The sequence below is a fragment of the Nautilia profundicola AmH genome (genome assembly GCF_000021725.1).
Classification (GTDB): Bacteria; Campylobacterota; Campylobacteria; order Campylobacterales; family Nautiliaceae; genus Nautilia; species Nautilia profundicola.
In genome coordinates this window covers 557,023-581,065 of record NC_012115.1, presented here as the reverse complement: position 1 = coordinate 581,065, position 24,043 = coordinate 557,023, and the positions used below count along the sequence as shown (strand labels likewise).

The 24,043-nt window shown below is 33.5% G+C and carries 26 protein-coding genes, 4 tRNA genes and 1 pseudogene; 10 read left to right on the top strand and 21 right to left on the bottom strand.

The features are described from left to right. Position 1 precedes the first annotated feature (1 nt). From NAMH_RS09395 to NAMH_RS09390, 4 genes and pseudogenes are all read right to left on the bottom strand, one after another. Positions 2-1,477 (bottom strand): methyl-accepting chemotaxis protein, encoded by a 1,476-nt coding sequence (locus NAMH_RS09395; RefSeq protein ID WP_015902667.1) that lies wholly within the window; start codon positions 1,475-1,477, stop codon positions 2-4. A gap of 3 nt (positions 1,478-1,480) precedes the next feature. Beyond that, positions 1,481-2,065 (bottom strand): PAS domain-containing protein, encoded by a 585-nt coding sequence (locus NAMH_RS03255; protein ID WP_015902844.1) that lies wholly within the window; start codon positions 2,063-2,065, stop codon positions 1,481-1,483. Between the two features lie 41 nt (positions 2,066-2,106). Further along, positions 2,107-2,472: a hypothetical protein gene (locus NAMH_RS03250; protein ID WP_015901797.1), complete on the bottom strand. Its 366-nt coding sequence runs from the start codon at positions 2,470-2,472 to the stop codon at positions 2,107-2,109. 178 nt (positions 2,473-2,650) lie between these two features. Beyond that, positions 2,651-5,253, bottom strand: a pseudogene (locus tag NAMH_RS09390) (ATP-dependent Clp protease ATP-binding subunit). A 199-nt stretch (positions 5,254-5,452) separates the two neighbouring features. Here NAMH_RS09390 and NAMH_RS03240 point away from each other — a divergent pair. Genes NAMH_RS03240 through NAMH_RS03195 form a run of 10 tightly spaced genes read left to right on the top strand, consistent with a single transcriptional unit; the run spans position 5,453 to position 12,863 of the window. After that, positions 5,453-6,703, top strand: coding sequence for a S41 family peptidase (locus NAMH_RS03240; protein ID WP_015902320.1), 1,251 nt, complete (start codon positions 5,453-5,455; stop codon positions 6,701-6,703). Beyond that, positions 6,700-7,407 carry a phosphoribosylaminoimidazolesuccinocarboxamide synthase gene (gene purC / locus NAMH_RS03235; RefSeq protein ID WP_012663918.1) on the top strand — a complete coding sequence of 236 codons (708 nt, stop codon included), beginning with the start codon at positions 6,700-6,702 and terminating at the stop codon, positions 7,405-7,407. Before NAMH_RS03240 ends, purC begins: the two co-directional genes overlap by 4 nt. Continuing rightward, positions 7,404-7,643 (top strand): phosphoribosylformylglycinamidine synthase subunit PurS, encoded by a 240-nt coding sequence (purS, locus tag NAMH_RS03230; RefSeq protein ID WP_015902556.1) that lies wholly within the window; start codon positions 7,404-7,406, stop codon positions 7,641-7,643. The genes purC and purS overlap by 4 nt, the downstream gene beginning before the upstream one ends. Next, the gene (gene purQ, locus NAMH_RS03225; RefSeq protein WP_015901998.1) at positions 7,643-8,311 is read left to right on the top strand and encodes a phosphoribosylformylglycinamidine synthase subunit PurQ; all 669 of its coding nucleotides are present in this window, start codon (positions 7,643-7,645) and stop codon (positions 8,309-8,311) included. The genes purS and purQ overlap by 1 nt, the downstream gene beginning before the upstream one ends. Continuing rightward, complete coding sequence (locus tag NAMH_RS08955) at positions 8,308-9,408, top strand: peptidoglycan DD-metalloendopeptidase family protein (protein ID WP_015901789.1); 1,101 nt, start codon at positions 8,308-8,310, stop codon at positions 9,406-9,408. Before purQ ends, NAMH_RS08955 begins: the two co-directional genes overlap by 4 nt. Further along, the gene (locus NAMH_RS03215; RefSeq protein WP_015902752.1) at positions 9,405-10,373 is read left to right on the top strand and encodes an SH3 domain-containing protein; all 969 of its coding nucleotides are present in this window, start codon (positions 9,405-9,407) and stop codon (positions 10,371-10,373) included. Before NAMH_RS08955 ends, NAMH_RS03215 begins: the two co-directional genes overlap by 4 nt. After that, positions 10,357-11,049 carry a lysophospholipid acyltransferase family protein gene (locus NAMH_RS03210; protein WP_012663652.1) on the top strand — a complete coding sequence of 231 codons (693 nt, stop codon included), beginning with the start codon at positions 10,357-10,359 and terminating at the stop codon, positions 11,047-11,049. The genes NAMH_RS03215 and NAMH_RS03210 overlap by 17 nt, the downstream gene beginning before the upstream one ends. Before the next feature lie 59 nt (positions 11,050-11,108). Further along, a complete protein-coding gene (gene crcB / locus NAMH_RS03205; protein ID WP_015902052.1) occupies positions 11,109-11,495 on the top strand; it encodes a fluoride efflux transporter CrcB in 387 nt (128 codons plus the stop codon). Beyond that, on the top strand, positions 11,495-12,322 hold the full coding sequence (locus NAMH_RS03200) for a M90 family metallopeptidase (protein WP_015902680.1): 828 nt from the start codon (positions 11,495-11,497) through the stop codon (positions 12,320-12,322). Before crcB ends, NAMH_RS03200 begins: the two co-directional genes overlap by 1 nt. Next, a complete protein-coding gene (locus tag NAMH_RS03195; RefSeq protein ID WP_015901718.1) occupies positions 12,312-12,863 on the top strand; it encodes a YkgJ family cysteine cluster protein in 552 nt (183 codons plus the stop codon). Before NAMH_RS03200 ends, NAMH_RS03195 begins: the two co-directional genes overlap by 11 nt. A 2-nt stretch (positions 12,864-12,865) precedes the next feature. On the opposite strand, the gene NAMH_RS03190 is transcribed toward NAMH_RS03195, so the two are convergent. From NAMH_RS03190 to NAMH_RS03110, 17 genes are all read right to left on the bottom strand, one after another. Further along, positions 12,866-13,111, bottom strand: coding sequence for a hypothetical protein (locus NAMH_RS03190; RefSeq protein ID WP_041361529.1), 246 nt, complete (start codon positions 13,109-13,111; stop codon positions 12,866-12,868). A gap of 171 nt (positions 13,112-13,282) precedes the next feature. Next, positions 13,283-13,359 (bottom strand) — tRNA-Asp (locus NAMH_RS03185). A gap of 17 nt (positions 13,360-13,376) precedes the next feature. Next, positions 13,377-13,452 (bottom strand) — tRNA-Val (locus NAMH_RS03180). Between the two features lie 36 nt (positions 13,453-13,488). Beyond that, positions 13,489-13,563, bottom strand: a tRNA-Glu gene (locus NAMH_RS03175). 6 nt (positions 13,564-13,569) lie between these two features. Beyond that, positions 13,570-13,645 (bottom strand) — tRNA-Lys (locus NAMH_RS03170). Positions 13,646-13,738: 93 nt separating this feature from the next. Continuing rightward, on the bottom strand, positions 13,739-14,095 hold the full coding sequence (locus tag NAMH_RS03165) for a hypothetical protein (RefSeq protein ID WP_015902225.1): 357 nt from the start codon (positions 14,093-14,095) through the stop codon (positions 13,739-13,741). Further along, positions 14,096-15,007: an NAD(P)-dependent oxidoreductase gene (locus tag NAMH_RS03160; RefSeq protein ID WP_012663539.1), complete on the bottom strand. Its 912-nt coding sequence runs from the start codon at positions 15,005-15,007 to the stop codon at positions 14,096-14,098. It lies immediately after the preceding gene. Positions 15,008-15,071: 64 nt separating this feature from the next. Beyond that, the gene (locus NAMH_RS03155; RefSeq protein WP_015902012.1) at positions 15,072-15,578 is read right to left on the bottom strand and encodes a 4Fe-4S binding protein; all 507 of its coding nucleotides are present in this window, start codon (positions 15,576-15,578) and stop codon (positions 15,072-15,074) included. A gap of 10 nt (positions 15,579-15,588) precedes the next feature. Next, complete coding sequence (locus tag NAMH_RS03150; protein ID WP_012663581.1) at positions 15,589-16,674, bottom strand: hydrogenase large subunit; 1,086 nt, start codon at positions 16,672-16,674, stop codon at positions 15,589-15,591. Next, the gene (locus NAMH_RS03145) at positions 16,667-17,038 is read right to left on the bottom strand and encodes an NADH-quinone oxidoreductase subunit C (RefSeq protein ID WP_015902251.1); all 372 of its coding nucleotides are present in this window, start codon (positions 17,036-17,038) and stop codon (positions 16,667-16,669) included. Before NAMH_RS03145 ends, NAMH_RS03150 begins: the two co-directional genes overlap by 8 nt. Beyond that, positions 17,028-17,522, bottom strand: coding sequence for an NADH-quinone oxidoreductase subunit B family protein (locus tag NAMH_RS03140; protein ID WP_015901942.1), 495 nt, complete (start codon positions 17,520-17,522; stop codon positions 17,028-17,030). Before NAMH_RS03140 ends, NAMH_RS03145 begins: the two co-directional genes overlap by 11 nt. Positions 17,523-17,524: 2 nt before the next feature. Beyond that, positions 17,525-18,364 (bottom strand): respiratory chain complex I subunit 1 family protein, encoded by an 840-nt coding sequence (locus NAMH_RS03135; protein WP_015902689.1) that lies wholly within the window; start codon positions 18,362-18,364, stop codon positions 17,525-17,527. After that, entirely contained in the window at positions 18,361-20,220 is a 1,860-nt protein-coding gene (locus NAMH_RS03130; RefSeq protein WP_012663628.1) for a proton-conducting transporter transmembrane domain-containing protein, read from the bottom strand. Before NAMH_RS03130 ends, NAMH_RS03135 begins: the two co-directional genes overlap by 4 nt. A 165-nt stretch (positions 20,221-20,385) precedes the next feature. Beyond that, complete coding sequence (locus NAMH_RS03125; RefSeq protein ID WP_015902125.1) at positions 20,386-21,258, bottom strand: hypothetical protein; 873 nt, start codon at positions 21,256-21,258, stop codon at positions 20,386-20,388. Continuing rightward, positions 21,258-22,322 (bottom strand): class II fructose-bisphosphate aldolase, encoded by a 1,065-nt coding sequence (gene fbaA / locus NAMH_RS03120; RefSeq protein WP_015902730.1) that lies wholly within the window; start codon positions 22,320-22,322, stop codon positions 21,258-21,260. The genes NAMH_RS03125 and fbaA overlap by 1 nt, the downstream gene beginning before the upstream one ends. Before the next feature lie 10 nt (positions 22,323-22,332). Further along, the gene (locus NAMH_RS03115) at positions 22,333-23,193 is read right to left on the bottom strand and encodes a peptidylprolyl isomerase (protein ID WP_015901725.1); all 861 of its coding nucleotides are present in this window, start codon (positions 23,191-23,193) and stop codon (positions 22,333-22,335) included. A gap of 60 nt (positions 23,194-23,253) precedes the next feature. Continuing rightward, positions 23,254-23,970, bottom strand: coding sequence for a YebC/PmpR family DNA-binding transcriptional regulator (locus NAMH_RS03110; RefSeq protein ID WP_015902369.1), 717 nt, complete (start codon positions 23,968-23,970; stop codon positions 23,254-23,256). Between the last annotated feature and the right edge of the window lie 73 nt (positions 23,971-24,043).

The following is a 24,043-nucleotide window of genomic DNA, read 5'->3' as shown; positions in this document are numbered from 1 at the left end:
TTTACTCCTTAGATTTTTCTAATAATTTAGCTACTATGTTTGTTTGTGTAGCATATTCAGCTAATTGATCTAATTCTGAAAACGTAAGTTTAGCATATTTTTCAAGTTCTAATAATTTTTCATAATACCAATCAGGATTATATTTTGTAATACCTTCTGCCTGAACTCTAAGAAGAATTTCTTTACCTAATTCATGAATTTTTTTATGGTGTTGAATGAGAGTATGATAATTTTTGAAGTTTTTAAGCATCTCTTTAATCTCAGGTTTATTTAACCATTTACCAAGTTTACATGTTTGATCGGTAATATTAATAATTGATTCATCCACTTCCTCTTTTGTAATTGCGGAATAAATATTCGACTTATAAATAATATGTCCGATTTTAAATGTTATAAATATTAATTTTAATGTGTTTTTATCAGAAATCATACTCACATCAGTTAATTCTTTTTTCAGAACATCCAATACTTGCTCAAAATTCTGAAGTGTTCCATAAGATTTATCCCCGATTTTCACAACCTGATTGGTATTTTCTTCTATTCCGTTAAATTGCTGCTGCAAGGTTTGTATGGTAATAGCAATCTCATTTGTAGCTTTTTGAGTTCTCTCCGCCAAATCTCTGACATTATCCGCAACAACTGCAAATCCCCTACCATGTTCACCGGCTCTTGCAGCCTCTATAGCGGCATTTAATGCTAAAAGATTCGTTTGATCGGCAATATCTTTAATAAGCTCTACAATATTTGAAATTGAGTGAATATTTTCTGCCATTTGTGTAATTTCATTAGAAGTTTCTTCAACTTTTTCGCTTAACATGGCAAAATCGTTTTTACTTTCTTGCATTAAATAATATGTTTTATCAGCTTGATTTGTAGATTCTTTAACCTTTGTTGTAATTTCTTTAAATGCATGGTCTATTTCAAAAATTTCATTTCCGATTCTCTCTAAATTTGCAGTTACACCACCATCAATTTCCACAAACTTTTTAGAGAGCTTACTCATTCTTTCAACTTTTTTAGAAATTTTTAATGACTCAATTGCTTTTTCAAATTCTTCGGCAACACCTCTAAATTCACCATGCAGACCACTTGGCATGATATATCTATACTCATCACCGTTTATTATTGCTTGAATTGTATTTTTAGATTCTCTGAGTAAATCTTCAATCTGATCCAACATTTCATTAATATTCCACCCGATTTTTGCTTCAAGTGAAGTCTCGTCATCTAAAATTATTCTGCTTGAGAGTTTTCCATTATACGCTTCTTCCACAGTTTTATGAACTTTATTAAAAATGTCTTTTTGTGAAGATTCAATTTTTGCCTTATTTGAAGGAAGAAAATGAGCAAGAGCTATTAAAATCACATATAAAGCCACTGCTATATACTCTTTTAAATAAATCAAATAAGCAAGAAGTAAAAAATTTATAGTTAAAATCGCTATAAGTCTTAAAGTCATCATCTCTTTTATTTTCATGTTTTAACCTTTTTGTAAATTAAATACCAGTTCATGGTATTTATCAACAATATTTTCATCATCTGCACCTAATACCTCTTTTAACAATTCGTAACTTGCGGACATACCGCCACTTTTTTCCGCTTCTACAAGCTGTAAATATATCGGTTCAAGTGTTTCTATCCCTTTTCTTGAAGGTTTTTTTCTGAATGAGGTATAACCAATTATATTGCCGTTCAAATCCAAATCAGGAGTAATATAAGCCAAAACCCAATAATATCCGCCGTCTTTTCTTAAGTTTTTAACAAAACCGAAAAATTCTTTTTTCGCTTGTATTAAATCCCATGCAATTTTAAAAGCAATTTTCGGCATATGCGGATGTCTGATAATATTATGATTTGCACCAATCAATTCTCTTCTGCTCCATCCGGCCATCTCCACAAAAATTCTATTACAATAAGTAATATAACCTTTTAAATCTGTTTTTGAAACAATAAAATCATTTTCATTTATTACTTTTTCATCATTAGTGATTTTTTTAGGAGCATCTAATTTTGAAAGTCTTTTCCCGGCTTTTAATTTTTCTTCTATTTTTTTTTGATCAACCATAATGATTTTTTCTCCTTTTTCCTTTATCCCCAACCCATTCATTAAAAAGGTCTAAAAAGCGTCAGGTAATACATAGCTGCAAACATTATTACACTTGTCCAATAAATTACATGTGAAAGTGTATTAGAAAGCGTTTTGTTTTTAAATGCTATAAAAGCTAAATATATATTTAAAAGCATCGCAAGAATGTCGATAGAAAGTTTTGTATGTATCCATAACCCGCTTTTGGCCACTTGTGGAAATGCGAGCATAAGTTTTGTTCCGATATATAAGACCAATAACATAAAGATTAAACTTAATACGGCAAGAATTTTTGAATTTTCTTTGCAAGCAACAGATTTAGCAAGTGAAACCATAAAAACTGCCCAACCGAATACAAACAGCATATGCAAATACAAAAGATTCATCTCACACCTTCGTTTTAAAAAAATTATATAAACAAATATTCACTTTGTCAAATTGTTGTAGTATCAATAAACTATTTATACACACAAAAGACACTATTAAATTAGTACAATGTAAAATCAATGTAACATAATGTTAGGTGTCTGGCACTATTTATAGACAATAAAGGAAGCCAAGGGATTATTTAGGATCCCTTGCAACTTCCTGGCCGTTAACTTTGATAATGATATTGTTATCATCTGCATCAAATTCAACCCTATCGCCTTCTTTAACTTTTCCTTCAAGGATAAGTTCGGCAAGTCTGTCTTCAATGATTTCAGCCATTGCTCTTTTAAGTGGTCTCGCACCGAAAATCGGATCGAATCCAACCTCAGCGATAACCTCTTTAACTCTGTCTGTGAGAGTAAGCTCAATTTCTCTCTCAGCCAGTCTTTTTGTAATTTTTCTAAGCAAGATATCAACGATTTGTTTAACCTGTTCTTTGCCAAGTGGGTTAAATACAACCACATCGTCAAGTCTGTTTAAGAATTCAGGTTTCATTCTTCTTTTAAGTTCAGCCCAAACCGCTTCTTTTCTTGCTTCCGGATCTTTAATTTCCATAATGATATCGCTTGCGATGTTACTTGTTAAGATAATAATTGTGTTTTTAAAGTCTACTGTCACACCTTTATTATCTGTAAGTCTACCGTCGTCAAGCACCTGTAACAGGATGTTAAATACATCCGGATGCGCTTTTTCAATTTCATCAAACAGAATTACGCTGTACGGTCTTCTTCTAACAGCTTCTGTTAACTGTCCGCCTTCTTCGTATCCAACGTATCCAGGCGCAGCACCGATCAGTTTAGATACGCTTATTTTATCCATATATTCAGACATATCAAATCTGATCATCGCTTTTTCATCATCAAACAAGAATCTTGCCAATGTCTTAGCTGTTTCTGTTTTACCTACCCCTGTAGGTCCTAAGAACATAAAGCTTCCGATTGGTCTGTTTGGATCGCCAAGTCCCGCTTTATTTCTTTTAATTGCTCTTGCTACAGCTTTAATAGCTTCATCCTGTCCAACTACCCATTTTTTAAGCTCGTCTTCGATATGCAGGATTTTTTCAAGCTCGCTTTGTAACATTTTATTTACAGGAATACCTGTCCATTTACTTACAACATCTGCAACCGCTTCTTCATCAACAGCGTTTTTAAGAAGCGTACCTTCTTTTTGCATTTCTTCCCATTTTTTCTCAAGTTCTTCAAGTTTTTTAGTAAGTTCAACTACTTTACCGTATTCGATTTCAGCCGCTTTTTGGAAGTTTCCTTCTCTTTTAGCGATATCAGCTTGAACTTTAAGTTCTTCAATTTGCTGTTTAATCTCAGCTATTTCTTTTAAAACTCTTTTTTCTTCTTCAAATTTAGCTTCAAGTCTTCTTTTTTCTTCTTCAAGATTAGCTAATTCTTTTTCAATTTCAGCAAGTCTTTTTTTAGATTTCTCGCTCTCACCTTCCATTTGAAGAGCCTCTTTTTCAACCATTAGCTGTTCGATTTCTCTTTTAATTTTAGCAAGTTCGAACGGTTCGCTTTCGATTTGCATTTTGATTTCAGCCGCAGCTTCGTCTATTGCGTCGATTGCTTTGTCCGGCAGGAATCTGTCACTGATGTATCTGTCAGTCAGTTTTGCCGCAGCTACGATTGCTTCGTCTTTAATAATTACGTTGTGATGCGCTTCAAGTCTTTCTTTAAGACCCCTTAAGATTCTGATTGCTTCGTTTACGCTCGGCTCGTTTACCATTACTGGCTGGAATCTTCTTTGAAGAGCCGCGTCTTTTTCGAAATATTTTCTATATTCTTTAAGTGTTGTCGCACCGATTGTTCTAAGCTCTCCTCTTGCAAGTGCTGGTTTTAGGATGTTTGCGGCGTCCATACTACCCTCACTCGCACCCGCACCTACGATTGTGTGAATTTCGTCGATAAATAATATAATGTTAGGATTTTGTTTAACTTCATCCACAACGGCTTTTAGTCTGTCTTCGAATTCACCTCTGTATTTTGCACCTGCAATTAACGCAGTCATATCAAGCGCTACGATTTGTTTGTTTTGAAGGCTTGTCGGTACTTCTTTTTTAACGATTCTTTGAGCAAGCCCTTCTACAAGAGCTGTTTTACCAACCCCCGGTTCACCAAGTAAAATCGGGTTGTTTTTAGTTTTTCTGATAAGAATCTGCATCATTCTGTTAATTTCTTCATCTCTTCCGATTACCGGATCAAGTTTACCTTCTCTCGCTTTCGCAGTAAGGTCGATTCCGTATTTGTTTAATGCGTCGAGTGTTTCATCCGCACTTTTGCTCTCAATCTTTTTATGCGCCCTCTTATTGCTTCAAGAGTTTTTTTAAGCTCAAAAAGATCTACAAATTTCCCAAGAGTGTCTTTAAATCTGTCAAGGTTTGCAATAAGCCATGTGTCAACAGCAACATATTGATCACCAAGTTTAGTTGCAAGTCCTTCAGCTTTTTGCAGACTTTCAATTAATTCTCTTCCTATTTTAATAGACTCTTTTGTAATGTTATCAACTTTTGGAAGTCTGTCTACTGCACTTTTAAGTTCAAGCTCAATAGCAACTTTATCTACACCCATTTTATTTAAAGCTTGGTTTAATACAGTATTTGTATTAGTCACAAGTCCCCATACAATATGTAACGGATGTACTTCCGGGTTTCTGTTATGCAATGCAAGACTTAAACCGCTTTCAAGTGCTTCCATCATTTGGTTTGTTAATTTTTCAAATATTCTTTCCATATTTCCTCCTTAAAAGTTTTATGTTAAGCGTATTATATCACTTTAGTCACTTTATGTCAAGGTTTTTTATATAATTTCTTAAACTTTGCTTAAACTATTCCATTAGGAACGAAAACAGCTATATATTTGCTAATAATTACATATATTTTACTTTTAATAAAAAATATAATAGAATTTCAAAAACTCCGAAGGAGCAGCTTTGAAAAAGTTATTATTGGCTTTATTATTAATAACATCATTATTTGCGGAAAATCAACAAACAAGACTCGCTGCATACGAAAAATTCGTAAAAGTAGTAAACATGATAGAAGCATATTATGTTGATGAAATAAATACGACTACTATAATAAATAAAGCATTAAAAGGCTTACTACCTGAACTTGATGCACATTCAAGCTATCTTGATAAAAAAGCATATAAAGAATTAAAGGTACAAACATCGGGAGAGTTCGGTGGACTTGGTATAGTTGTCGGTATGAGAAATGGTGTTTTAACCGTAATTTCACCGATTGACGATACTCCTGCTTATAAAGCTGGAATTAAAGCCGGTGACATTATTTTAAAAATTAATGATAAAGCCACAATTGATATGACACTTGACGAGGCCGTTAATCTTATGAGAGGAAAACCGGGTACTAAAATCACACTTACAATAGTAAGAAAAGGACAAAAACCTTTCGAAGTTGTAATTACAAGAGGTATTATTAAAATCAAATCTGTAAAAGCTAAAGATTTAGAAAACTACCCTGAAATCAAATATATAAGAATTTCTTCATTTGATAAAAATGTTGTAAGTAAATTAAAATCCATTCTTCCAAAATTAAAAAAAGAAGGTAAAAAAGGAATTATTATTGATTTAAGAAACAATCCGGGAGGTTTACTAAACCAAGCTACAGGAATGCTTGATTTGTTTATTGATAAAGGTATTTTAGTTTCTCAAAAAGGTAGAGTAAAAAGCGAAAATGAAGTATATTATGCACACAGAAGAGGTACATACAAAAACATTCCAATCGTTGTACTTGTTAACGGCGGAAGCGCAAGTGCCAGTGAAATAGTCAGCGGAGGTCTTCAGGATCACAGACGTGCGGTAATAGTAGGTGAAAAAACATTCGGAAAAGGAAGTGTTCAGGCCATACTTCCTGTAAACAAAGACGAAGCAATCAGACTTACAGTTGCAAGATATTATCTTCCGAGCGGAAGAACAATACAAGCAAAAGGTGTTACACCTGATATTATTGTTCATCCTGGAAAAGTTGAAGAAGAAAACCTTACAGAAGCCGCAATTAAAGAAGCAAATCTTAAAGCACATTTAAAAGCTGAATTAAATAAAATAGATAAGAAAAAAACAAAAAAAGAAAATAAAAATGTTCAAAAAATTGACGGTGATTTACAATTATTAACCGGAGCAAACATATTAAAAGCATTAATAATAAGTAAAGGAGCAAAATGAAACTGTTATATGAAGGTAAAGCAAAAAGAATTTATGAAACTCAAAACCCTAACGAAGTAATTTGTGAATTCAAAGATTCATTAACTGCATTCAACGGTGAAAAAGCGGACGAAGAAAGCGGAAAAGGTGCATTAAACTGCGCTATTACAACATTAATTTTCGAAGCGCTTGAAAAAGAAGGTATCCCTACGCACCTAATCAAACAAATTGACGAAACTAAACAGCTTGTTAAAAAAGTCGATATTATTTTAATTGAAGTAGTAGTAAGAAATATCGTTGCAGGAAGCCTTGCAAAAAGACTCGGACTTAAAGAAGGTACAAAATTACCATTTACAATAGTAGAGTTTTATTATAAAAATGATGATTTAAACGATCCTCTTATCAATGATGACCATGCTATGGTTTTAGAACTTGTAAAGACAAGAAAAGAGTTAGACCTTTTAAGGGAATACGGTCTTAAAGTTAATAAATTTTTAAGCGAATTTTTTGACAAAGTAGGACTTACTTTGGTAGACTTTAAAATTGAATTCGGAAGAGACGAAAACGGAAATATTATATTAGCAGATGAAATTACACCGGATTCATGTAGACTTTGGGATAAAAAAACTGGTAAAAAATTAGATAAAGACCTTTTTAGGTTCAATTTAGGAAATATAAAAGAAGCTTACACTGAAGTATTAAACAGACTAAAGGATGTAAAATGATAGTTGCTGTAAATGTTCATTTGAAAAAAGGTGTACTTGATCCACAAGGAAAAGCTGTTCATCATGCTCTTGAAACATTAGGATTTAAAGATGTTGATGGTGTAAGAGTAGGAAAACAAATTTTACTTGATATCAATACAGATGATAAAGAAAAAGCTATAGAAATCGCAAAAAAAGCAGCTGATGAATTATTGGCAAACCCAGTTATTGAAAACTACGAAATAGAGGTAAAATAATGAAAGTTAGTGTTATTGTTTTTCCGGGAACCAATTGTGACAGAGACACTAAATGGGCTTTTGAAAAAATAGGTGCCGACGTTGAATTTGTATGGCATAACGAACATGATTTAAAAAATCCCGATCTTGTTGTTCTTCCCGGAGGATTCAGCTACGGTGATTACCTTAGAAGCGGAGCAATCGCAAGATTTTCACCAATAATGCAAGAAGTAAAAGATTTTGCAAATAAAGGTGGTTATGTACTTGGGATTTGTAACGGTTTTCAGATACTTCTTGAATCACACCTTCTGCCTGGAGGCATGACAAGAAATGAAAATCTGCATTTTATTTCAAAATTCCACCATCTAAAAGTAGTAGACAACAACAACAAATTTTTACAAAATCTAAATGTAGGTGACATAGTAAATATTCCAATCGCTCATGCGGAAGGAAATTATAAAGTAGATGAGGAAACTCTTAAAAAAATGTATGATAATGGTCAAATAATTTTAAAATACTGTGATGCAAACGGTAATGAATTAAATCCAAATGGAAGTATAGATGCAATTGCAGGAATTTGTAATGAAAATAAAAACGTATTTGGCTTAATGCCGCATCCTGAAAGAGCAATGGAAAGTCTGCTTGGTGGAAGTGACGGTATTAAAATGATAGAAGGATTTATGAAGTGAAAAAATTTATTCTTTTAATTTTTATACCTATATTTCTATTAGCATATAAAGTAGATATACATAAATGGGGGAATAAAGACACCTTTTACGGTTTTTTAAAACAAAATTCTCTTCCATTAAGTATTTATTATAATCTACCGCCTAAAATAAAGAGATATGTTAGAGCTATACCAAGAGGTGAAAGTGTTTTTATATTAAAAGACAACAATATTATCAAACAAGCTTTAATACCTATAAATTCAAAGCAACAATTACAAATTATTAAAACAGAAAAAGGTTATGTTACTAAAATTGTTCCTATAGTTTACGAAACAGTAACAAAACATGTCTCAACGGAAATAAACAATTATTTAAGTTATGATTTGTACAAAGCCACAAAATTAAGGAGTTTAGCTTCTAAACTCGCTTATATTTTTTCAGACAGAATAAACTTCAGGGCTATTCCTAAAAACACTAAAATAGATATAGTTTACAAAGAAAAAATAAAATTTGGTGAAGTAAAAGATGTAAAAATTCTTTTTGCAAAAATTTCAAACAAACAATATAATATAAGCGCTTTTCTAAATCCTTATGACGGAAGATATTATGATTCAAGAGGAAAAAGCTTAAAAGGAATGTTTTTAGCTGCTCCTCTTAGATATAAAAGAATTTCTTCAAGATTCGGTATGAGATTTCATCCTATTTTGCATAAATGGAGAATGCATGACGGTATTGATTATGTAAACAGAATCGGGACACCTATTCATGCGGTAGCAGATGGAAAAGTAATATTTAGGGGTTGGATTAGAGGATACGGAAGAACAGTAAAAATCAGACACAAAAATGGCTATATAACAATGTATGCACATCTTCATGGATATCCGAGAGGAATATACGTAGGAAGATGGGTGACCCAAGGTCAGACAATAGGATACCTTGGAAACAGCGGTCTTTCAACTGGCCCACATTTACATTTTGCTGTGATGAGATACGGAAAATGGATTAATCCCGTAAGATTAAAAAATTCTGTAAAAGTGACATTGTACGGAAAACAAAGAAAAAAATTCTTAGCATATATTCAAAACTTTACAAAAGAGAATAGCATAGCGCTCAAATGAGATATTTAATCATTCTTATAGCTACCCTTCTTTTTTCCGCTGATTTAATAATTCAATATCCTAATTTAAAAAAAGAATATTACGAAAACCAAATAATTGATCTTAATATAAAAGTAATTACCCCTAAAGAAATGAACTTAACTGTTGTGCCTCCTTTAGGAAGTGAAATTAATATTACTAAAACAAGTCCTTTTGTATATCAAATTAATCTTAAATACAAAAATGACAATGAAATTAAAAAGATGTTTATTTTAAGCAAAAATCTATACAAAGAAATAGTACTCAACAATTTATATAATACCTCTAAAATTGAAAAAATAAAAGATTTCTGCAATGTTTTAGCAAAAGATTTAAAAATCAATAATACAATATCAAGTAAATATGATAAAAAATACAATATAATCTCTTTCACTCTTATAGGAAAAGACGCAAATCTAAAAGATTTTACATTACATTTAAAAGATGAAAATTTAACGGTTATATCTCCCGAAAAAGCAACATACTTAGGTTTAGTTGATAATAAGCAGCAAAAAATAAAATTTTATTATTTCAATACCGACAATGACAATTATCAAAAAATTGAAATTCCTATAAATATCAAAGAAGAGACAATAAGTACACAAACTGATTTAAATCCGGAAGAAAACACATTATTTACCCCAATAAATATATTCGTATTAAGCATTATAGCTATATTAACTATTATTTTTTTAGTCTATCAAAAAGTCTGGTTACTTATTCCTCCTTTGTTATTAACAGGGTTTTTAGTTTATAACAATTTACCTAAAGGCGAAGCTTACTTAAGCAGAGGAACAAAAATATACATATTACCTACAAAAAATTCCACTGTGTTTTATCAAGCTCCTATTGGAACAAAAGTAAAAATTTTAAAAAAATCTAAACATTACACAAAAATAAAAATAAAAAATAAAATCGGATGGGTGAAAAATGAAGATATTAGATAGTATTATTAGTTTATTAAAATTAGCTGCCGGGGGAATATGTGTTTTTTTTACGGGACTCCTTTGCGGTTTAAATCCAAAAAATGAATTAAAATATAGAAAAGGCTGTTCAAGGTTTTTAACCAGTCTCATAGCAAGAGACATAATTATTGAAGGTAAAATAGACCCTGAAGCAAAACTTTTGATCGGAAATCATACAAGCAATCTCGATATTGCACTTATGGAAACCGTAATACCTGAAAAACTAATATGGGTTGCCAAAAAAGAACTTGGGGAAATTCCGGTAATAAAATACATGCTCACCAAAACTGATATGATTTTAGTAGACAGAAGCGATAAAAGATCAGTTTTAAAAATGCTAAGAGAGATAAAAGACAGAACTAATAGAGGATTTAAAGTTGTTTTATTTCCCGAAGGTACAAGAAATAAAATCAATCCAAAAAAAATGATTAAATGGAAAAACGGAGCCAAAGCTGTTGCCGAAAAATTAAATTTGAAAGTTCAACCTTTTGTAATCATTAATTTACCGTTTGCATTTAAACAAAAACCTTTTAGAATTGAAAAACAAACCATTAAAATAATCTTCTTACCAAGTTTTAATCCTAACGAACATCCGAACTGGTTTGAAGAAACAAAAGCAAAAATGCAGGAAGTTTTGGATAAAGAATATTCATCTTAAAACAAATTTCATAAATAAATATTATAATTTTAATAAATACTGCTTATAAGGAGAATAATTTGAAATTCGATACAATGCTTGCAATTGGTATAGGTGGCTTTATTGGTGCGATTCTAAGAGCATATACAGCCGGGCTCGTAAATAGTGCCGTAAAACATGATATTCCTTTTGGTACGTTAAGTGTAAATTTAATAGGTAGTCTACTTTTGGGGATGTTTATAGGTGCAATCCAGTACGGAGGTATTCAAAACCCTTACATCAAGTCAATGCTCACAACCGGTATGATGGGTGCTTTTACAACATTTTCAACTTTTGCTGTAGAAAGCTTTTTTTTATTTAAAAATGCATTATACATTCAAGCATTATCATACATACTTTTAAATGTTATAGGATGCATCATATTAGCAGGAGCCGGATTTAAAGGTATTGAGGCTATTTTAAAATAATGGACAAATTCAAAACTTTATTAATCTTTCTTTGGGCTCTTTTTTTCTTTTTTATAATCTTTCTACTTATACGACATTTTTTATATTTAAGATGGTTAAAAAAACTTCAATCTACACCTCTTGATAAAACAGACATAGATGTATTGAATAAAATGGAAGTTTATAATAAACTTAATGAATACGAAAAAAAGGTCATTGCGTTTAAAATCAAAAGATTTAAAAAAGAAAAAGAATTTATAGGTATAAAAATAAATATAACAAATGAAATAAAAACAACAATTGCTTTTTTTGCATGTTTACCTACTATTTACAATAAATATTACTGCTATGACTCGTTAAAATACATTTATGTTTATCCCTACACAATAATATATAATCATAACAATACTGCCAATGGCATTATGACCAAAGAAGAATTATTAATCAGCGGAGAAGCTGTTGGAGAAAGTGTTGTTATAGTATGGGATGAAGTAAAAAAAGAGATACATCATAATTTAGGCCGTAATGTAATAATCCATGAATTTGCTCATGAGCTTGATTTTGAAAATGGTATCGTTGATGGCATTCCTCCTATCAATAAAGCTTTTTACAAAGAATGGACTAAAATAATGTTTAATGAATATGAAAAGTTTAAACAAAAATCTATTTTAAACCGATTTTTAGGCAAATATTCATTAATCGATAGCTATGCCGCAACAAACAAAGCTGAATTCTTTGCGGTTATGAGCGAATATTATTTTATGAAACCTTGTTTGTTAAAAAAACACTTTCCGGATATATATAAAGAACTAAAAAAATTCTATAAGGTTCAAACAGATGTTTGTTGATTTAAAGCATTTAGATCTATTAAAGTTTAAAGGGTGTGAAGAATGTGTGGATTGCTGCAAAAAACCGATGGCACCATTAATACTTGATGATTTTGAAAAAGTATACAAATACTTTCCAATTTTGATAGCAGAACTTGACACTTTAAAGCCCGTAATGCTATTAAGCAATAAAATCTCTTGTCCTTATCTAAAAGATAATAAATGCTCAATATATATAAATAGACCACCTGCATGTAAAATATATCCGTATTCTCCTTGGTACGATACTATACTTTTAGATTTATCTTGCAGGGGTGTAGGAATTGAAGGAAAATATTTACCAATGAAAAAAGAAGATTTTTTATATTCTGAATTTTACGAAGAAAGATTTGATAATATTATTAATAAAATAAAAAAAACAGAAGAATGGTTAAACACCTTAAAGCTTACTTTATTTAATACTTATCATGGTATAAATATATATACTATTGCAAAACATAATGATAAACATTCCTTTTTTCAAAAAGAATCGTTAATACATTTATACAAATATTTTGATTAATATCAAAATTCAAATTTATTATCTCGTAATTTATAATACTCTTCATTTAAAAGATAATAAACTTTTTCTTTATTGGTTTTTAAATCTTGGGAAATATCAATATCAACTTTTAAATTAAATTTTTTAGCAAACTCTATTAGATCAAATACATTATCTATTTTTAAAGCTTCCATAGCTTTTAATTTAAATCTCATGCCAATATCTTCATTTTCGACGATATTACGTAAGATCATCTCTTCTGGAGTCATTGATTTTCCCTACACTATTTTTATAATTCTATTATACATCACAAAAGAATATTATCAATAAAATCATATTAAAATAACTTATCACATTTTAATCTATGTAAGGAAAATGTAAAATAAGATAAACAGCAATAACGTTTTGGTGACAGACACTTTATAGGAAGTGTTTTCAAATGGCGGAGCCGACGGGACTCGAACCCGCGACCTCCGGCGTGACAGGCCGGCATTCTAACCAGCTAAACTACGGCTCCACACTTAGCATTGTAGGTGGTGGTCGCTGCAGGGCTCGAACCTGCGACCCCCAGCTTGTAAGGCTGGTGCTCTCCCAACTGAGCTAAGCGACCAACAACATTTTATTAAAGGATTAGGACTTTTAGAAGTGGTGACCCCTACGGGACTCGAACCCGTGTCGCCGCCGTGAAAGGGCGGTGTCCTAACCGCTAGACGAAGGGGCCATAGCGTGGTGACCCGTGTTGGATTCGAACCAACGGCCCTCTGCTTAAAAGGCAGATGCTCTACCGACTGAGCTAACGGGTCAGCTTTTCTTTCACAACTTGTCGTTGTGGACTGAAATTATATGGAAATTATTTTTTAATGTCAATAGATTTTTTCAAAAAATTCAAAAATTTTTTATTTTTTTTGAAAATTTAGAAAATCATTTGTTGGACTTTGCGGAATAATCTCTTTTAATGTATCTTTATGACATTTTGTACATGTTTTTAGTTTTTGATGTTCAGGAATCGGAGTGTGAGTTAGTTTTTCCCTACTGTGACAGTCAAAGCAGTCCGCACCGCATTCACTCATAGCTTTTTCATTGTGATTAGGATGACATTTTGTACATGTTATTAAAAAATGGTGCTTTTTATAATATTTATTGTGTTTGTCGTACTCTAAAGGTTTTAATTTAGGATGGCACTCAAGACAGTCACTGCTGCATGAAAATGCAATACTAAGCGTTAAAAACAGTGCTGAAACATATTTCATCATCTACTTCTCCTTTTCATAGAATATTTTAAGACAGTTTCGAGGTTTGTTTCCGTTTAAGAAATCCTTTAAGTTTTCAAGTGATATTTCCATAATTCTAAACAGCGCCTCTTTAGTATAATAAGCCATATGAGGTGTGGCGATTATATTCTCTTTTTTTGCCAAATCCCAATCTGGAAGCACATCCGCAGCAATTATCCCCTCAAACGACTCATACACTTCTTTTTGGATTATTTCTGCTCTTGCAGGATTAACTATTACTTTTCCTTTAAAAGATATTATATTTTCTTTATTTATCAAATTTTTTGTTGCTTTTGTAAGTGGTAAGGCTATAAATAAAAAATCACTATTTTTAAGCACATATTCAAGATTTGTTGTGTATTCTACACCGGGTATGTTTTTTATACTTCTATTAAATCCGATGACTTCCGCATTAAACCCCAACGCGAGTTTGGCTATATATTTTCCAATTGTGCCGAGTCCCAATATCCCTACTGTTTTACCGGCTATTTCACAACCCTTTAAATCGGCATAATATAAACTGCCTTCTTTAAGTCTGTTTATTGCAATATAAGTCTTCCTGATAGCCTCAAAAAGCAGTGAAAAAGAAAACTCTCCTACCGCAGGTCCAGCATACCCTACTACATTACTTGCAACTATCCCTCTTTTATAGATTTCTTCCAAATCAAGATGATCAACACCGGTTGAGCGCGTCTGGATATATTTTAGATTAACAAAACGTTTTAGTGTGTTTTTGTCTACTTTTGAATGAATAAATACGGATATCACATCAAAATCAAAAACACCCTCATACTCATTTACGGGTTTTTCAAAAAAATATAACTCATGCTCTTTTAGATTTTGTTCAAAGAAGGATTTTTCTTCGGGTTTAATTTCAAAAAAGGCGATTTTCATAGCGGATCCTTATGAATTTATATTCATAAGGTTATTATACACCTAAAAAAGAAAAAAGAGAAGATTATTCTGAGGCTTTTGCTTTTGCTGCTTTTGCCGCGGCTCTTTTTGCTTTTTTATATTCGGCAAGTTCTTCACGGCTTTTTGCAGCTCTGATTTCAAGCTCGCGCCATTTTTTTTCAACTTCTTTAGGATTATCTATTTCGTTGATAAAATATCCGAGCTTAGGGTCTTTAATAACACTCTCACCCATTACAGGAGTTCTAACTTCAGCCTGTGTTAAACACCCTTCTTCCGCTTTAGGACAAGCATCGACACACGCACCGCAGTAAATACACAGATATGGGTTGTAGTTATACTGTTTCTTACCGCTCTCAATATCCACAACTTCAAATTTTATAGCTCCCGGAGGACATATATTTTCGCATTTGTCACAAAAAATACAAAGCTCTTCATTGTAAAGAATGGTCCCTCTGTATCCTTTAGGCTCAGGAGACGGGGCAAAAGGATATTTAATCGTTTCAGGCTTTGAAACGAGGTTTTTTAGTGACTCTATAAACATTTGTATCATTTTTACTCCTTTATCTCGCCGTACAGCTCATACAAGGATCGAAACTGAGCACTATCGCCTGGGCGTCAGAATATTTTTCACCTACAAACAGCTCTTTTAAAACAGGAATGTTTGCATATGTCGGCACTCTGATTCTTACTCTCTCAAGTACTTTTGTTTTGTTTCCTTTTAGATAATAAAAACATTCACCCCTCGGCGCTTCAACCCTTACAAAAGTTTCTCCGTCCGGTCTTCCTTTTACTTTAACCCTGTGCTCACCTTCAGGAATACCGTCAAGAATATTTAGACACATTTCGATTGAATTCATAATTTCATCAAATCTCACCATGTTTCTGGCCCATACATCGCCTTCGGTTCTTGTTTGGAGTTTGTATCCCACTTCTTCAAACGGAAGATAATCATATTCAGCCCTTGCATCCGTTTCAAGTCCGCTGGCTCTTGCGATCGGACCTGCTGCATTGAATTTTTCGGCCATCTCTTTTGAGATTGTACCCACGCCTTTTGTTTTAAGAGCGAAAGTGTAGTCGTTTTCAAAAAACTCAATTAATTTTTCTGTATTTGCTTTAAGCGTTAAAAGTTTCTCCCTTGCAAAATCTTCGGTTTCTTTATCGAAGTCTCTCGCAACACCGCCTATTATCTGATAATCGTACTGAACCCTGTTTCCGGTGATTCTCTCAAGTATGTCCATTACGTCTTCTCTGTATCTGAATGTCTGCATAAAGAGGTTCTCATATCCTACAACCTCCGCTACGTGACCGTTTGCAAGCATGTGGGAGTGGATTCTGTCAAGCTCCACCACAAGCATTCTTAAATAGTCTATTTTTTTATTCGTTTCAATTCCGAGCAGTTTTTCAATACCATGTGTATATGCACCAGCGTGAGTGATAGAGCAAAGCCCGCACACCCTTGCCACAAGATACGGCAGCTGAGTATATTCAAACCTCGTAATCGCAGCTTTTTCTATACCTCTGTGTACATATCCGATATTAACCGTTACATCAGTAATAACTTCGTTTTGTGTTTCAAATAAAAAGCTCACCGGCTCCGGCAGCGCAACATGCTGTGATCCGAAAGGTACAATTATTTTATTACCCATTTGCTTCCCCTTTTCTAAGCGGCGCCTGCGGTGCATCCGGTTCGATAAACACACCTTTTGCCGCATTTTCTACATCAAGTCCGAACAAGTCTGCCAGTTCCCATTCAGCAATCCAAGCACTCGGAACAACGCTTACGATTGAAGGGATTTTTGCATCATACGCAACATTCTCGGCTCTAAACACTACCAGTTTGTTTTTGTCGTAATATTTTGAAAATATCCAGTCAATTGTTACGTTTCCGCCGTTGTCTGTAGCGTTTACCGTTACGTAGTGATATTTTTTTTCGTCATACCATGCTTTTATCAAATCCACCACATTGTCTATTGTGGCTTCAAAAAAGGTTATTTCAGGATTAATCGTCATTTCTCGCTCCTAATTTTTCAAGTAATTCATTTGAATGATTTCTCATAAACTCTTTTTCTTTTGTTTTTTTCTCCCAGATTTTAACCGCTTCAACCATTCCGTCAATTACGGCTTCAACCCTCGGGGCACATCCGGGAATCCATACATCTACGGGAATTATGTTGTCAACCCCGTTTTCCACATGGTAAAAATCCCTGAAAATTCCCCCGCCGTGAGCACATGCGCCCATAGCCACAACCACTTTCGGCTCCGGCATTTCAAGATAGAGTCTTCTAAGCACATCGCGGCATCTTTTCGTAACCGGACCAGTTACCAGCAGAATATCTGACTGCTTAGGATTTCCCCTGTTTAACATCCCAAATCTCTCAATATCGTATTTCGGTGCAAGAGCCGCAAGTATTTCAATATCGCATCCGTTACATCCGCCTGTGTTGTAATGCAAAATCCAAGGGGATTTTTTTCTGAATTTAGTGAATATTCCCATAATTACCTCCATAATGCCAAAAATATAATATTAAGCGCTGAAATAGGAATCAGTACAAACCATGAAAACTTAACCATTCTTCTGAAATCAAGCCTTGCAGTTGCATTGTCAAGCGCATTTACGAATAAAAATACGAACAGCACAAGCAGTGCGCCAAGCCAGTAGTGGCTTCCACCGAATAAAAACACAAAGAAAAACACATATACATACTCTATCCATTTACCTGTATAAACTGCTTCGTAAAACGGTCCGCTGTATTCGATTTCAGGTCCGCCGACAATTTCCTGATGAGCTTCCGCAACGTCAAAAGGGGATTTGTGCAGCATCATAGGAATAGCAAGCACAAACGCCACAAACACAACCGGCAGCTGCAGCAGAGGGATTCCTTCATAACTTAAAATATCTTTTAAATTAAAACTACCTACCACCTGGTAAAATCCTACCACCATAAGCACCATCAAAGGCTCATAACTTATCATATGCATAAGCTCTCTCATAGCACCGATAACACTATAAGGACTTCTTACACTAAACGCACCGATTGTAAGTGCAAGTACCGCAATAACATGGAAAAATACCGCAACAAGCAGGTCATTACCCATAAACAGCACAAGAAGCGCAAACCAGCTCGCTACAAAATACATAATCCCCATTACCGCATGCAGGGAATGAACCATCATAGGTCTTTTGTCCATTAATTTAAAAAAGTCGTAAAAAGGCTGCATAAGTGGAGGCCCCACCCTGCTTTGCATTCTGGCTTTTACGATTCTCTCGACTCCGTAAACAAAACCGCCTATTATCGGCGCAAATAAAGTTAAAATCAGCATAAACGTTTGATTCATAATAAACCTCCTCCGAGAACTAACACCATTACAAACAGTGCAATACTAAACGCAATCAAATAGTTTTCATATTTTGAAATACATACGAAGTTGTATGTTTCAATGTGTCTTGGGAACGCTTCACCGCAGTTATACGGCATTGCGGTATCGACATTTTTGAAATGTACGAAAAACGGCAGTGCATGGATAAGAAGCAGTATAACCAAAGCACCCATAATCTGCCAGAAATAAAGAGTCGAACTGTTGATAACAAGTGAAAGGTTATCAGCATGAATATTAGCTACGCTGCCGCTAAGCTCAGTAGCAATAGGCACTATCTGTGTAGCTATAAACGGCGCAATAAACACGGTTAGTGCCAAAAGCCATGCGTAATACCAGATTGATACGAAATTGAATCTTTTTGGAAGCGGCAGAAGTTTTACTTTTTCAATACCGTGTGACTTTCTCACACTGATACCCAATACTTTCATATAAAGCACGCTTAAAAACGCACTTCCGGCACCTACGTAAAGAATTAAAAGCACATAGCTTCCATGAGTTAGAAAACCGCTTGCCTCTTCGATCATAATCCATTTACCTATAAACGTACCGAAAGGCACAAACGTCATGTTTAAAAATCCGAAGAAAATAAACATTAAAGTTAAAGGTGCCCTTTCGATAAGTCTTCTCATCTCTTTAATGTATTTAACATGGAAAACTTTTTCAAGTACACCGGCTTCAATAAACAAGAATCCTTTTGCAAACGCATGGAAAAGGATTAAAAGCAGACTTGCTGTAATTGCGATAGGTGTGCCTACAACCGCAGCAAGCATCATAAGCCCGAGCAGAGATATTGTCGAATAAGCAAGAATCTTTTTGAAATTATCCTGTGTAAGGGCAATTACCGCAGCCGCCACAAACACAAATCCGGTAGTTATAATTAAAAGTTTCGCTAAAAGCGTACCTTTAATAATTGGTGAAATTCTAAGAAGCAGATAAGGAGCGATTTTTACCATTGTAGCCGAGTGTAAAATCGCACTAACAGGTGTCGGCGCCACCATTGCACCGAGCAGCCACTTATGAAACGGCATCTGAGCGCCTTTAACAAGCGCGCTTAAACTAAGAAACCCGAGAGCCGCAAGAGAAAGTGTTTTAGGATCTGCATTTAAAAGATCCGTAAAATGATACATTCCGCTTGTTTTTATAAATGTAAGAAGTGCGAAAAGAATCGCCACTCCACCGATCTGATTCATCCATAAAGCTAAAATGGCATTATTTACAGCTTCCCTGTCCATTCTAAACCTGATCAGTACATATGAAGCAAGTGTTGTTGTTTCAAACAGCGCAAAAAACCACTCTATATTGTTAACACTTACGGCAAAATTCATAACACCTAAAAACCAGATTAATATTGCAACAAAGCTGTGTTTTCCTTTTTCGTCGTATTCCATGTATTTTGTTGCAAATATTGCAATAGGAACACCGACAATCGCAACAATCATATACATAAACGCAGTAAGTTTATCTACATATATATTTGCAGTATTTGAATGTTCAATCATTAAAACGACGATAATTAAAAGAACCAATTGAAGAATTGCTAATGCTGATACCAACATACTTTTGTTTTTAATCCCCTGATATAGGAAATAACCCAAAAGTCCGAAATCATACACTGTAATTAAATAATTCACCCAACTTGGCGTATCCATCAAATATGGCAAATTTCCGCTTGAATATACCATCCATGCAAAATACCCTAAAATCGGTAACATTGCAAATGACAGTACATTTGTCAAAAAATCGTTTTTTGCCAAATAGATTACAAATGCAGCAATCCACGGCAATACGATACTCATTGTAATGAATAAATCCATAATACCCTCCATAAATATTTTGCAATAGTATAATAATAGCAAATGAATGTTCATTTAAATAATATATAAATTAAACTTATATTAATTTATTTCAAAATGTGCAAAAATGTTACATTATTCAAATGGTATTATTTAAATGGATTTTAAATATATTAAAGTAGTAAATTATTTGAGTTTTAGTTTTCTTTCGTATCTTTTAAGCATAGTTATATTACCTAAAACGCCGCCTTGATGGATATATAATATGTCCTTTAAATTATGGTATAAAACAGTATCCCACCCGACTGGATCATATAATAAATCAAATTCTATTCCAGAATTTTTTAAATCGTCCCATAAATAATATAGCTCCGGGTAAAGTTTTCCATAATGATATTTTTTTCTTGGTTTTAAAATTGTTGGCGTTTTACCCCCACCAAGCCATTTAAATTGTTTTTTGAGATAATTTTCATCGCCTACACAGGGAACTGTTAAAACTTCAACATTTACATGCTTTGAAAGAAAATATGCAGTCGTTCCGGTACCGCTTGGAAGAAATATTTTTAAATTATGTTTAAGTGCATATTCATTCACTTCTTCGGCAAGTTTTTTTATACCAAATTCACTCTCTTTAACCCTGCCGCCCTCTTCTATTATTAATGTTTCTTCATCTTTCAGCGACTTTACAAACTTTATTAATTTTTCTCCGTTTAAAGAAGTTTCAATTATATTCGCACCGTTTTGCAAGGCTTTTAAATAGTTTCCTTCCGGGTTTTGTCTTAAATATTTTGGTATATGATTAGTATAATAAATAAAGTCCCATTTTTTTATTTTACAAAGCTCACTTAAACTCATCATTGCGTTAGATTGATTAGAACCGAATGAAATTACTCTTTTAATGCCAGGAAATTCATTTTGTAAGAAGTAATAAAACTTTCTTGCTTTATTGCCGTTAAATATTTCATTTAATAAATCGTCTCTTTTTATATGATAGAAGTTATTTTGAAAGAAAAAAGGGGTTATTGGAGAATTTTCGATTCTCCAACTATTATTATTCATTAGATTGCTCTTAAATCTTTATACGCTTCGATTACTCTGTTTTTCATCGATTTTTCACCCTCTCTTAGCCATTTTCTCGGATCGTAGTATTTTTTATTAGGTTTATCTTCACCTTCAGGGTTACCGATCTGACTTTGAAGGTAGTCTTTGAATTTTTCAATATAACCCTTAACTCCTGCCCAGAACGCCCACTGAGTATCGGTATCGATATTCATTTTTACAACACCGTAGTCAATTGCTTCATGAATTTTAGAAAGTTCACTACCGCTTCCTCCGTGGAATACGAATCTGATAGGTTTATCGTCACTTAAATTAAATTCTTTTTTTACATATTCCTGAGAATTTTTAAGAATTATCGGTTCAAGTTTAACGTGCCCAGGTTTGTATACACCGTGAACATTTCCGAAACTTGCCGCAATTGTGAAAAGGTCGCTCACTTCGCTAAGCTCTTTATACGCATATGCAACGTCTTCAGGCTGAGTGTAAAGTTTTGAGTTGTCGATTCCTGTATTGTCCACGCCGTCTTCTTCTCCGCCTGTTACACCAAGCTCGATTTCAAGCATAATATCAAGCGCGCTTAATTTTTTAAGGTACTCTTTACATGTTTGAACATTCTGTTCAAGAGGCTCTTCGCTTAAATCAAGCATGTGTGAACTGAAAAGAGGTTTACCGTATTTTTCTTTGTGTTTAGCGTTTGCTTCAATTAGTCCGTCAATCCAAGGCAAAAGTTTTCTTGCCGCATGGTCTGTGTGAAGAATTACAGGAATTCCGTAAGCTTCAGCTAAAGTATGAATATGTTTTGCTCCTGCAATAGCACCAAGAACAGCAGCTTTTTGACCTTCATTGTCAAGACCTTTACCGGCCCAGAAATGAGCTCCGCCGTTACTGAACTGGATAATAATAGGAAGGTTTACTTCTTTTGCCGCTTCCATTACTGCATTTACTGAGTTTGTACCAACTACGTTTATTGCAGGAAGAGCAAATCCTTTTTCTTTGCAGTAATCAAGTACTTTAGCAGCTTCACTACCGCTTAAAACACCAGGCTTTACAAAACTAAAATCCATTTAAGCCTCCTTATTTAACTTTAATGTCTACTTTTGAAGAATCTTTAAGTTTTTGAATTTCTTTTTGTAATTTAGCTCTTTTTAGATATTCGATAATTTGAAGTTTTACTTCATTTAGAGGCATATAATTTTTTTCATTTTTTTCTTCTACTAAAATTACATGATATCCGAATCTTGTTTTAACAGGTTTAAGTGTTAATTCACCTGGTTTCATTTTATTTACAGCTTCTGCAAACGGTTGAACCATTTGTTTTGGATCAAACCATCCAAGCTCTCCACCGTTAACTTTTGTAGGTCCTGTTGAATATTTTTTTGCAAGTTCTGCAAATTTTTCTTCAAGCGCTTTACCATGAAGTCCTTTTAATTCGTTAATTAACTTTTCAGCTGTTTTTTCGTCTTTTACAACAATATGTCTTGCTTTAACTTTTGGAGTAGTTTTAAAATATATATCTTTGTTTTCTTCATAGAATTTTTTAACTTCCGCATCAGAAATTTTCATATTGTTAAGTTTTTGCTTAAGCCAGTAATCAACCGCCATTTTTTTAACAAGCGCTTGGAATTGAGGAGTTTTTTCCACACTTTTAGCTTTTTTATATAAAACCATAGTATCAACATACTGTTTTACAAACTGACCTACGTGCTGAGCAGGTAAATCTTGTAATCTGATTCTGTTATCAGCTGTCATTCCTTGTAAAAAATTATTAACATCTTTTACTGTAACTTTTTTACCGTCAATTGTTGCAACAACAGTATTATCCGTTAAACCTTTCATAGGTTTTCCCGTCATTGATGCATTTCCCATACCACCTTGCATTCCAGGAAATGCAAATGCAGCTGCCGCTATTAATCCACCTAATACTATTTTTTTCATAAATTCTCCTTGTTTTTTTATTTTATTTATTGTATTTGTTTAACGTTAATTATACCTTAATTACGCCATATTGTGTATTACATTTTGAACATCGTCAAGTTCTTCAAGAACTTCTATAAGTTTTTCTACTTTTTCAGCAGTTTCATCATCCACTTCACTTTCATTTGTCGCTACAAGCTGAACGTTACTTTCTAATATTTCAATACCATCTATATTATTCACGGCTTCCAAAACGTTATTAAAATCTTCCGGAGCTGTTTCAATTACGAGTACTTCATTCAGTTCTTTAATATCTTCAGCTCCCGACTCAATAGCCGTTTCCATAACTTCATCATCTTTATCGCTTCTGTTAACTACTACAATACCTTTTTTTTCAAACATCCAAGCTACGCTTCCGCTTGTTCCGAGGCTTCCTCCGGCTTTTTTAAACGCGTGTCTTATTTCCGCCACGGTTCTATTTTTGTTATCTGTAAGACACTCAACCATAATAGCTACCCCGCCAGGACCGTATCCTTCGTAGCTCACTTCGCTTAAAGTAACCCCGTCAAGATTTCCTGTCGCTTTATCTATTGCTCTTTGGATATTTTGCATAGGCATTGAGTCAGCTTTTGCTCTCTCAACCGCAAGTCTTAAAGCAGCGTTCGTATCAGGATTCCCTCCTCCCTGTCTTGCTGCTGTCATTATTGCTCTTACGTGTTTTGTGAAAATTTTAGATTTTTTAGCATCTTCTTTTGCTTTTATATGTTTTACTTTAGACCATTTATTATGTCCAGCCATAATTCTCCTTTGCTAAAATATTTGTTATTATACTATAAAACTCATTTATAAATACCAAGTATAAAAATCATTT